Genomic DNA, 11834 nt, shown 5'->3' with positions numbered 1-11834 from the left:
CTTTGCTGTTCATATTGTCATCTAATTATTCGGTTATTGTACAGCAGATCGTTACGAATTAATACATCTAATACTCATTTACTTTACAGAACTTTGAAAAATAAGGATTATTGCCGCTCTCCTGTAAATATATTGAGAACATAAGGATCATCCAAGGAAAGAGGGGCGTTCCCCAAGGAGGCGGCAATGACGGAAAACAAGATTCGCGTATTGATTGGCAGTCCAATCCACCAGAAGCCTATGGTTTTAAAAGAATTTCTGAATTCCCTGCTTCGTCTGAATATTGCCGATATTGAGCTGGATTTCCATCTAGTTGATGATAATGATGATGAGGAATCAAGTCGGCTGCTCCAGGAATTCCAAAGCATGGGTGATCATATTTATCTTCAGAGCTCCGGCTTTCACGATGCGTATATTCGCAATGATACTACCCACTTTTGGAATACCAACTTAGTCTGGAAAGTAGCCAATTTTAAGAACCTCATGATCAACCGCGCCCAAACCTTGAACTATGATTATTTATTCCTTATAGACTCTGATCTCATCCTCCATCCTGATACCCTCAGACATCTAATAGGTACGAACAAGGATATTATTTCAGAGGTGTTCTGGACACAGTGGCAGCCAGAGACTATGTTTCAGCCGCAGGTATGGATGCACGACGAATACAATCAGTGGGAGCTACTGCCCGGTGAAAAACTGCAACCAGAGGAGATTAATCGCAGATTTCATGAATTTATAGCAAAGATGCGGATTCCCGGAATCTATGAGGTGGGCGGACTCGGGGCTTGTACACTGATTAGTCAGCATGCGATAAAAACCGGAGTTAGCTATAATCAAATTCGCAACATTTCATACTGGGGAGAAGACCGTCATTTCTGCATTCGTGCCGCAGCCCTTGGCATCCCCTTGTTCGTCGATACCCATTATCCGGCGCTACACTTGTATAGAGACAGTGATTTGAGTAAAGTTGAGGATTTCATCAAAGAAACTACGGAGACCAAAGATGAAGCCACTGATACTGAGAACAGTTCATCTACGGACGAAGTACCTGCATCAGTAATGCCGACACCCACCAGAGACAACCCAGACAACGAAAGCTCAAAGGAGACAGTCCCCCCAGCCAGAAAACGGCCCAAGCTAACCCTCACCATGGTTGTGAAAAATGAAAGTGGACGCTTTCTGCGGCAGGTTCTGGAAGAGCATCGCAGATACATCGACGAGGCTGTCATTATCGATGATGGCAGCACCGATAATTCAGCAGCTATCTGCCTGGAGGTGCTTGAAGGCATTCCCGTTCATCTCGTGCACAATACCATATCCAAATTCAGTAATGAAATTGAGCTGCGAAAGCAGCAATGGGAAGAGGTTCTGAAGACGAAGCCCGAGTGGATTCTGAGTCTGGACGCAGACGAAATCTTTGAAGCGAGCTTCGCGGCAAATATCGAACCCCTGCTGTACGCTGAAGAGGTCGATTTATTCTGTTTCCGTCTCTATGATTTATGGAACGCCACCCATTACAGAGAAGATATTTACTGGCGCTCTCATTTGAATTACCGTCCTTTTTTGCTTCGTTATAAAGAAGACTTCAACTATGTATGGAATGAATCTCCACAGCACTGTGGGCGATTCCCGGAGAATGTCTTCGAGCTTCCCCACCAGCTAAGCAACTTGCGACTCAAGCATCTAGGCTGGTCGAAGGCAGAATTCCGCTTAGAAAAATATCTGCGTTACATGCTCCTTGATCCCGATGGCCAATACGGCTGGAAGGAGCAATACCTGTCCATTCTGGATGAACACCCTCATTTAATACCTTGGGTGGAATGAGGGTAATCATAAAAAGGACGTCCACAAAACCTTAATGGCTTTGTGGACGCCTTTATTTTTACATAGTACGATCCGTTTTGCTAACTTCTTCTTATTCAGTACGCTGTGGTTCATCGAGATCTGGTTTCATAATGCTCACCGTCAGGCCGCCGCCGGATTCGTCTACTTGAATCACCGTACCTTCTGCGGCTTCACCAGCAATGATCGCACGTGCCACACGGGTCTCCAGACTTCGCTGGATGAAGCGTTTCAGCGGTCTCGCCCCATACACTGGATCAAAACCTTCCTTAGCGATAAAACGTACCGCGGGTTCAGTTAACTCAAGACCAATCTCCCGGTCAGCAAGACGTAAACGTAATCCGTCCACCAGTTTGTCCACGATTTTCTCGATCTCGCCCAGGGTCAACGGCTTGAACATCACAATATCGTCAACCCGGTTCAGGAACTCTGGACGGAAATGACCAGTTAGTTCCTTCATTACGCTATCCTTGGCAGCCTCCGTAAGCTGACCCTTCTCATCGGTGCCTTGAATCAGATGTGGTGAACCGATATTTGAGGTCATAATAATGATCGTGTTCTTGAAGTCGACCATCCGGCCCTGCGAATCGGTCAGCCGTCCATCATCAAGCAACTGCAGTAGAATATTAAATACATCGGGATGGGCCTTCTCCACTTCATCGAGCAGCACTACTGTATAAGGCTGACGCCGTACAGCTTCTGTAAGTTGGCCGCCCTCCTCATATCCAACGTATCCCGGAGGTGCACCGACTAGGCGAGAAACACTGTGTTTCTCCATATACTCCGACATATCGATACGGATCATGCCATCTTCGCGATCAAAGAGAGAAACCGCGAGTGATTTAGCCAACTCTGTCTTCCCTACCCCAGTCGGACCGAGGAACAGGAAGGAACCGATCGGCCGATTTGGATCTTTGATCCCGGCTCTTGCCCGAAGCACGGCATCGGCCACCAAGCTGACAGCTTCATCTTGGCCCACAACTCGTTCATGCAGCGTTTCTTCCAGACGCAGCAGCTTATCCCGTTCGCCTTCAACCAGTCGGCTAACCGGCACACCCGTCCAGCGCGATACAATATCTGCGATCTCCTCCTCGGTTACAGCTTCGCGCAATAATCTTGTATCCTGATCCTGCTGTGCCGCTTCTTCCGCTGCTTTCAATTGCCGCTCCAGATCAGGAATGATGCCGTAGCTCAATTCGGCTGATTTATTAAGATCGTATTCCTCCTGTGCATCGACCAAATCCTTACGGGCTTGCTCCAGCCGTTTTTTGAGGTCGCGGATGCCTTGAATCGCTGACTTTTCCTTCTCCCAACGCGCCGTCATCCCAAGCTGCTTCTCCTTGAGATCGGCGAGTTCACGTTGTAAGATTTCCAGACGGCGTTTGCTGGCGTCATCGGTTTCTTTTTTGAGCGCCGCTTCTTCAATCTCCATCTGCATCAAACGACGGGTCACTTCATCCATCTCACCCGGCATGGAATCAATCTCTGTACGGATCATGGCACAAGCTTCATCTACTAAGTCGATCGCTTTATCCGGCAAAAAACGATCCGTAATGTAGCGGTTAGACAGAACACCTGCAGCGACGAGGGCGCTGTCATGGATTTTGACTCCATGATGGACTTCGAACCGTTCCTTCAGACCGCGTAGAATGGAGATCGTGTCCTCTACATCCGGTTCGCTGACTAGCACCTGTTGGAAACGACGCTCCAGCGCAGGGTCCTTCTCAATATACTTGCGATATTCATCGAGCGTTGTGGCACCAATACAGTGCAGTTCGCCGCGAGCCAGCATCGGCTTCAGCATATTGCCCGCATCCATCGAGCCTTCGGTTTTACCTGCGCCTACAATCGTGTGCAGCTCATCAATAAAAAGAATAATACGGCCGTTACTTTCACGAACTTCCCTAAGTACCGCCTGCAAGCGTTCCTCGAATTCACCTCGGAACTTCGCGCCTGCTACAAGGGAACTCATATCCAGCGAGAAAATCGTCTTGTCCTTCAGCCCCTCCGGCACGTCTTTGCGTACAATCCGGTGAGCCAAGCCTTCCACAATCGCTGTTTTACCTACACCTGGCTCACCGATCAGCACAGGGTTATTCTTCGTTTTACGGGACAGAATTCGGATCACACGACGTATCTCAGCGTCACGTCCGATGACTGGATCGATCTTACCCGCGCGAACCTCTGCTACAAGATCACGTCCGTATTTCTCCAGCACCTCATAAGTAGCCTCCGGCTCCCGACTCGTTACACGCTGATGTCCACGAATCTCAGCAAGTATAGACATCAGCTTCTCGCGTGTTAATCCACGACTGACAAAAAGATCACGCAGCTCACGGTTATCCCTGCTCGAATCCGACACCATGGCCAGCACGGCATGCTCCACCGAAACAAACTCGTCTTGCATCTTCGCCGCTTCTTTCTCCGCCTGTTCCAGCAGATGGATCAGCGATTGCGAGGCATAACGCCGTACTGTGCTTGCTCCTGATCCGCTTATGCTCGGCTTGCGCCCAAGCAGTTCATCCGTGCTGCGCAGCAGCTCAGCTACGGGGACGTTCATCTTTTGCAGCAATCTTGGCAGCAAGCCTTCTTGCTGCTGGAGTAACGCTTTTAAAAGATGGAGATTATCGATCTCCTGATGTCCGCTTTCTGAAGCCAGCGACTGCGCCGCAGCCACTGCTTCCTGCAGCTTTTGAGTAAGTTTATTGAAATCCATAGCTCTCTCACCTTTCTATTTAAGACTGATATATAGGATCGGCCGTTTTGGCCGGGATAGATTAATTTAGCGGGATTAATACCGCTGAATTGGGGCGGATGAGCCACATTTGGTGATATCTGCGGGATTAATACCGTTCATTTGGACGGATGAGCCGCATTTGGCGCTATCTGCGGGATTAATACCGTTCATTTGGACGGATGAGCCGCATTTGGCGCTATCTACGGGATTAATACCGTTCATTTGGACGGATGAGCCGCATTTGGCGCTATCTGCGGGATTAATACCGTACATTTCGAGTGATCAGCCAAATTCGGCCCATTCTGGGGTATTTTTACCCCTCTTTTCACTCATCGAGCCCAATACGACTCATTCTGGGGCATTTTTACCCCTCTTTTCGCTCATCGAGCCGAAATTGGCGCAGTCTGGGGTACTTTTACCCCTCTTTTCGCTCATCGAGCCGAAATCGGCACCTTTAGAACACTTTTACCCTTCCTTTTCCCGACACTTCTCACAGGTCTCTACTATAGTTAGTTTCTAATTAAGTTACTTTTCTACTACTAGCACTCTATTCATACAAAGTTACCTCTACCTACCTATTTAATTACCCACTTTTGCCTTCGGGCGCTGCGCACTAGCGCTTTGACGTTTAGCTCTAGCCTCGAAATGGCTGGATTCAGCCAGTTTACGGTACAAATTCTTCTCCGCTTCGCTGGTTGGCTCAGGGACAACAATCTCAATACCAAATAAAATATCACCGTTCGCACCATTCTCACGCTTCAAACCTTTGCCTGGGATGCGCAGCGTTTTACCACTTTGAATTCCTGCAGGAATCTTCAATTTCACGGCACCGCCACCCGGTAATGGAACCTTCACCTCACCACCCAATACCGCTTGCCATGGAGCAACTTCGACTACACCGTATAAATCGCCAGCACGAAGCTCGTATATATCATGAGGAAGAATATGAAGTGCCAGCAGTATATCGCCACCTGGAGCTATAGTGGTTCCTGCGATTTTTAAAATCATACCTTCACTAGAACCCGGGGGAACTTGAACGTCCACAGTTTTATCACCGATCTGCACTCTTACAGTTGCTCCCTTATAAGCCTGCTCCAACGTAATATCCAGCTGCGCCTGCGTCGAACTACGCGCCTCACCCCATGGATTGCCGTTCGAACGCCCACTACCACTACTAGAAAAGAAATCAAAGCCAGCGCGATCCGCCGATCCCCGATTCCCAAAAAACATTCCGAACAAATCTTCCTCCGAAATGCCAGAACCTCCTGCAGAATAAGTTCCGCCGCTCCAGCTTCCACCATAGTTTGAATCCCACGAAGAGGCTCCGCTCGACGCACCTCCACCAGCTCTACCACGCTGAGCCCCATAAAGCAGCTCCTCATCGTAAAGCTTGCGTTTCTCCTCATTGCCCAGCACTTCATAGGCTTCAGCCGCTTCTTTGAATTTCGCCTCTGCCTCAGAGGCTTTGTTCACATCGGGATGCCACTTCTTGGCCAGCTTTTGATAAGCCTTTTTAATTTCCTGTTTAGTTGCTGTTTTGCTCACGCCCAAAGCATCATAATAGCTTTTTTTAGCCACTCGGATTCCTCCTTTCAACGCTTTATTAAATACAACCCATCGTACGATTCCGAGAAAAGACGCACCATAGCCGGAATCCTCCACTACAATGCGCCTTTTATTCATAACACTATATTAAAAGCTCGCTGCCTATTTCTAAGATGCTAAGCGGAAACTATTACCGCCTAAATTATACTTATTCAGACTGCGAAGCGCTAGAATCTCCGTCTTGAATCTCAATGCGTTTCCCTTGTGGTTTTTGCTGTTTTGGAACTTCCAGCTTCAGTAATCCGTCTTTCAAAGACGCGCGAATCTCTTCCACTGCAATATCCTGAACATAGAATCTGCGAACATATTCACCATATCGACGTTCTCTACGTACAATTTGATGATCCTTGTTCTCCTCCGCATTCTCTTCCTTCCGCACCGCTTTAATCGTCAAGTAAGGGCTGGCATAATCAATGTCGATTTCTTCTTTTTTAAAGCCAGGAAGTTCAGCTTCAATCAGGTAAGCCTGCTCACTCTCGCGAATATCCGTTCTGAAGGACATCGTCGAGCTCTTGATCGGTGCAAAAAAATCATCATTAAAAACATCATTTAAAGACTTAGCCAGCATACCAAAAGCATCATCTCTACGTTTACCAAAAGGAACCAAATCAAACATTATCCATTCTCCTCTCATTGACTTTGACTTTATTTGACCTATGACCTTATTATAGTCCCCTATCAGAGGAATGACAAAACCGATTTAAGCCAATTTTCGGTCAAATTCAGGCAAATCAGCTGATTTAATGCTACAAATTTTAATGTTTTTAATGTTTTGACCTTTTTTGACCTTTGTTTGATCTATACTTCAATTTTCAGCACGATTAGTATATGTTTAGGCCCCACGTTCCATACAAGCCAGCATTTTTGCTTTCATTACAACGCCAAAACATCCTACTCAAAAAGAAATGATATAATGAAGGTCAAATAACGACCATTTTTCTTACGGGAGACCAATTGTATGCAACCAACCTATACTATGGATGATACGCAGTGGAGTAAGCTCATCCAGAATGTCGCCTATTATTTCGATGACCTCACCCTCAAACGAGGGTTCCAATATTATAAGCAAAGCCGTATTCGTTCGTTCACTATGACGGAGCCATCTAAGATCAATGCCCTTGTTGAAGGTAGAGAGGATTACCGCGTTACTATTGATTTGGACAGCTTCACGCGGTGCCATTGCAACTGCCCAGTTTCAGGACATTGCAAGCATATGGCCGCCGTGCTGCTCAGTTTTGCTGAACAACAGAATAGGTCTGTACAAGTTCTAGCTAACGCCAAAGCCGCATCTTTTCTCCCAAAAACATCTAGTAGTTCACCTGTCGGAACCGATGGAAAGCACCAGCAGCAGCTAAAAGAACATGCCAGCCGGATCGCTGACGGAGGCATCACGGAGTGGCGCGAGTATTTTGCGTTCTGCATCACGCCTCTGGCACATACCACTCGGAATCCTGAATATGTGGATCGGGCATTGTCTTCCATTACTAAATTTAAGCCGAAGTTATCACCGGAAATGGACAAGTTATTTACCCTGCATGCCCATCTTTTTCTTCTAGAAAAGCTGGCTAAGCCTTCCGCCAATCTACCCGGTCAGGTCGCCTTCACCTCATCACTCGGCTATTACACGCAAGTAGCGGTCTCTGAGCTACAGGAAGCAATCACACGTCTGTTAAAAAGCACACTCCCGCTGTCTCCCGAGCAAGAGCAGGAATACGATCTGTGGCCGCATATCGTCGAGACCCTCTCCTACTTGCGGCGTGAGATGTTGACGGAGTCGCGCGATCGCTTGCGGGATCAGCCCTCTTTTTCACTGTGCTATGACCTGCTGTGGAGAAACTGGATTTATCCGAATACCGGTGGAACTAAGCTTTATCTGGATGAAATCAAACAGCTTCAGCAGGCAGAAAGTGAATTAGGCGCTTCCCTGTCACGCCATGCGTGGCTGTTAGCCCAGAGCCGCATGTATTTTTATCTGAAAGATGACCCAAAGGCTTGGGAATTACTGAATAAGGCTGCCGAGCGCCCAGGTCTCCATCCTGATGAGCTTATGAGCTTCACCTCCCCGCTTCTGGATGCAGGTGAATGGTCACGCTTGGTAGGTTGGCTTGTTCAGATCGGTCCACTGCTGAGCAGCAGACTCTACAATCTGAATAACTATTCGAACAGATGGGAAGAGGCCGTTCGCCACCTTCCTGAAGCTGAGCCGCAGATGTGGAATACATTAGCCACCATGTTACCTATCTCTGGAGAAGTATACGAAGAGAAGTTAATTACCTATGAAAAATGGCAGACATGGATGGATTATCAACTGTCCATCGGTAAGCAGCCTTCCGAATTTCGTGTTACAGACCTCCAGCCTATGGAGAAAAACGCACCCGAAGTTCTGCTCCCCTTCTACCATCAGGCCGTCGAAAGATTTGTGCTGGATAAGAATAGACATAGCTACAAGGCGGCTGTGAAACTATTGAAGCGATTATCCAAGTTGTATAAAAAAATGAAACAAGAAGAACGGTGGGAAGAGTTCCTCATTGCCTTCACCACAAAGCACAGCAGACTCCGTGCGCTGCAAGAGGAGCTTCGGAAAGGAAAGCTAATACCATGAACATGCATTTGCGCACGCTGACCATCCGGCTTGCATTAAGCCAGTATGGCGACGCTTTAATATACGGAATGAATGAAAGAGAAGATCTCTTGCCCGGTTTGCAGCTTAAACAGCGGTTATTCGCCTGGCATGAGGCGTCTTTTTATGGAACGGAGTTAACGGTTCAATCAGCTGGCGAAGGTGTAGAGCTAGTGATTCTACCTGCAGAGCAGGTCATCCCTTTCTTTACAGAGCAGAAGCTGCTGGCGCATATCGAATGGAACTGGGAGGGCGATGCGGCTCACCTGACTGAACTGGCGCCACTTCTGACTATATGTCTGGAGAACAAACAGTATATTCCAGATATCTCCGCTTATCGCGCCGGGAGGTTGCAATGGACCTGGGATGAGGGCGCTTTGGCGCAGGTGGCAGTGGAGAATGACACTGCCAAAGGGGCTCTTGAGGCGCTAAATGGCGGCAGCGAATTTAGCCGTGGGCTATGCGCGGCGTTCTCCGCCGCCGTATCGCAGAGGTATTACAGCACGGAGGCCGAGGCAGGCGACCTCCGGAGCGAATTCCCGCTTCTATTCGATAGAAGCGGGGCCCTTGCAGCGGGCATGGATACCGCTGCATGGCTTATCGCCATTGGCTGGAAGGCGGATACCGCGCCTTTCCGGCCTGCACTTCAGCTGCTGGAGCCGGAAGGGGATGAATCCCCTTGGCGGCTGCAGCTGATCCTTCAGGACAAGCGCGATGAATCCGCGCTTGTTCCCATCAGGCTCGCCGATGATGGCGAGCCGCACGGCTTGTGGCCAACAGCATGGTCGGCCCACGTGCACGAACGGGCCGCGGGATGGCTGGAGCGCCTCCGCGGCAGTCTGCCGCCCGAGCGCTTCGCGGTGGGCGGCGACGTGCTGGCCGAACCGCTCAGCGATGCCATCGCTTGGCGGTTCTTAACCGCCGAGAGCCAGCGGCTGCTGGAAGCAGGCTGGCAAGTGCTGCTGCCGGCGTGGTGGGAAGCCGCCAGCCGGAAAAAACCGCGCCTGCGCGCCAAGATCAGCTCCGGCGAGGACAAACGCAGCGGCGGCGAGTCGCTCTTCGGCCTCGATTCGATCATCGATTTCGATTGGCGAATCTCCATCGGCGACGTCGACCTCACCGAAGCTGAATTTGCCGAGCTGGTCGCAAGAGGAGAACGACTCGTCCGCTTCAAAGGCAAATGGGTCTCGCTCGATCCCGCGCTGCTGGCGCAAATCCAAAGAGCCATGGCTGGTATGGACAAGTCGCAAGGCTTGTCTTTCCAAGATGTGCTTCAGCTTCATTTGCTACAAGCGAGTGAGGAAGCTGAGGCTGAGGCTACAGAAGAGCAGCTTCAAGAGGATGCTGCGCGCCTGCGGCTCGAGGTAGAGCTAAACGAGCATTTGATCAGTCTCATTGGTCAGCTCGGCCAGCGCTCACAATGGCCGAAGCCTCCAGTGCCCGCAGGACTCCAGGCAGAGCTACGCACCTATCAGCATGAAGGATATGCTTGGCTGACTTTCCTGCGTCAATTCGGTTTGGGGGCTTGTCTAGCCGATGATATGGGGCTTGGCAAGACCGTCCAACTCATCGCATATTTACTTCATATCAAAGAAAATACCGATCCTAGCTCATCCCGTCGCCAGACCGACCCTCCGGGTTGGCCTGCTCTGATCATCTGCCCTACCTCCGTGCTGGGCAACTGGCAGAAGGAATTGCAGCGCTTCGCGCCTTCTTTGAATGTGATGCTTCACTACGGAAGTCGCCGTTTGGACGCAGGATTCTTCTATGGCGCTGCGTCGCAAGCTGACGTGGTACTCACCTCTTATGCGACTGCAGCGCTTGATCAGGAGTTGCTGAAGGAATTCACTTGGGCGGCGATTTGTCTGGACGAAGCACAGAACATCAAGAATGCTCAAACGAAGCAGTCGGTAGCTGTGCGCAGCTTCCCCGCTTTACACCGGATTGCGCTGACAGGAACACCTATAGAGAACAGATTATCCGAGCTGTGGTCCATTTATGATTTTATAACCCCAGGTTATCTGGGTAGTGCCAAAGCCTTTAACGACCGATTCAGTAATGCCATTGAGAAGGAACGTGACGAGAAACGTACAGCGGACCTACAGAATCTCGTGAAGCCGTTCATGCTACGCCGTAAGAAAAAGGATCCTAACATTCAGCTCGATCTTCCAGATAAAAACGAGATGAAGACCTATGTCCATCTGACAGCTGAACAAGCTGCGCTCTATGACCAGACCGTAAACGGACTGCTCGACCGTATGCAGAAGTTGGAAGGTATTGAGCGTAAGGGCGCCATTCTTGGGGCTTTGACCGGACTTAAGCAGCTATGTGATCACCCGATGCTTGTAACTAAGGAGGCCCTCCCTGAAACGGATTCGGACAACAAACTGGATACCAGTCTACTCATTAACCGCTCCTCTAAACTTGAAAGACTGCTGGATATGGTTAAGGAACTGCGTGCAGAGGATGAGCGCTGTCTCATCTTTACGCAATATGTCGGGATGGGAAAAATGCTTCAGGCTGTTCTACAGCAGGAGCTTGGGGAGCCTGTCCTTTATTTGAACGGAAGCACCTCCAAACAGGCGCGCGACCGAATGATTGAGCGATTCCAGATGCCTACACCTTCCGTGGACGAAGGGTCCAGACGTCCAGATGCACCACCGTCTGATCAGCCGAATGTATTCATCCTTTCTCTCAAAGCCGGAGGTGTCGGTCTGAACTTAACCGCAGCCAATCACGTATTCCACTTCGATCGCTGGTGGAATCCGGCCGTTGAGAATCAGGCGACGGACCGCGCCTATCGGATGGGCCAGACGCGTGATGTACAGGTGCATAAGTTCATCGCTCTCGGGACGCTCGAAGAAAAGATTGATGAGATGCTGGAGAGTAAGCAGCAGCTAAGCGATAATGTCATCTCCAGCTCCGAAGGCTGGATTACCGAGCTGTCTACTGAGGCTTTGAAAGACCTATTTACATTACGGAGAGGCTTAACAGACTAATCTTAACGCTTGCAACGACCATCAAAAG

7 protein-coding genes are annotated in these 11834 nt (G+C 49.5%); 4 read left to right on the top strand and 3 right to left on the bottom strand.

From position 1 onward, the window contains the following. Positions 1-186: 186 nt before the first annotated feature. Positions 187-1827 carry a glycosyltransferase family 2 protein gene (locus MKX41_RS26075; RefSeq protein WP_340973766.1) on the top strand — a complete coding sequence of 547 codons (1641 nt, stop codon included), beginning with the start codon at positions 187-189 and terminating at the stop codon, positions 1825-1827. Between the two features lie 91 nt (positions 1828-1918). Here the strand turns inward: MKX41_RS26075 and clpB are convergent, their stop codons facing one another. Beyond that, complete coding sequence (gene clpB / locus MKX41_RS26070; RefSeq protein WP_340973764.1) at positions 1919-4561, bottom strand: ATP-dependent chaperone ClpB; 2643 nt, start codon at positions 4559-4561, stop codon at positions 1919-1921. A gap of 109 nt (positions 4562-4670) precedes the next feature. On the opposite strand from clpB, the gene MKX41_RS26065 reads away from it, so the two are divergent. Then, complete coding sequence (locus tag MKX41_RS26065; protein WP_340973763.1) at positions 4671-5102, top strand: hypothetical protein; 432 nt, start codon at positions 4671-4673, stop codon at positions 5100-5102. A 59-nt stretch (positions 5103-5161) separates the two neighbouring features. On the opposite strand, the gene MKX41_RS26060 is transcribed toward MKX41_RS26065, so the two are convergent. After that, complete coding sequence (locus MKX41_RS26060; protein WP_340973762.1) at positions 5162-6160, bottom strand: J domain-containing protein; 999 nt, start codon at positions 6158-6160, stop codon at positions 5162-5164. 175 nt (positions 6161-6335) lie between these two features. After that, complete coding sequence (locus tag MKX41_RS26055; protein WP_076299931.1) at positions 6336-6803, bottom strand: Hsp20/alpha crystallin family protein; 468 nt, start codon at positions 6801-6803, stop codon at positions 6336-6338. Between the two features lie 342 nt (positions 6804-7145). Here MKX41_RS26055 and MKX41_RS26050 point away from each other — a divergent pair, with 342 nt between their 5' ends. Beyond that, entirely contained in the window at positions 7146-8789 is a 1644-nt protein-coding gene (locus MKX41_RS26050) for an SWIM zinc finger family protein (RefSeq protein WP_340973760.1), read from the top strand. Next, positions 8786-11806, top strand: coding sequence for a DEAD/DEAH box helicase (locus MKX41_RS26045; RefSeq protein WP_340973759.1), 3021 nt, complete (start codon positions 8786-8788; stop codon positions 11804-11806). The genes MKX41_RS26050 and MKX41_RS26045 overlap by 4 nt, the downstream gene beginning before the upstream one ends. Positions 11807-11834 lie beyond the last annotated feature (28 nt).

Origin of the sequence: Paenibacillus sp. FSL R5-0475, assembly GCF_038004585.1 — a bacterium.
GTDB lineage: Bacteria > Bacillota > Bacilli > Paenibacillales > Paenibacillaceae > Paenibacillus_AQ.
Note: the sequence above shows the minus strand (reverse complement) of the source record. Positions and strands in the feature narration are given on the sequence as shown.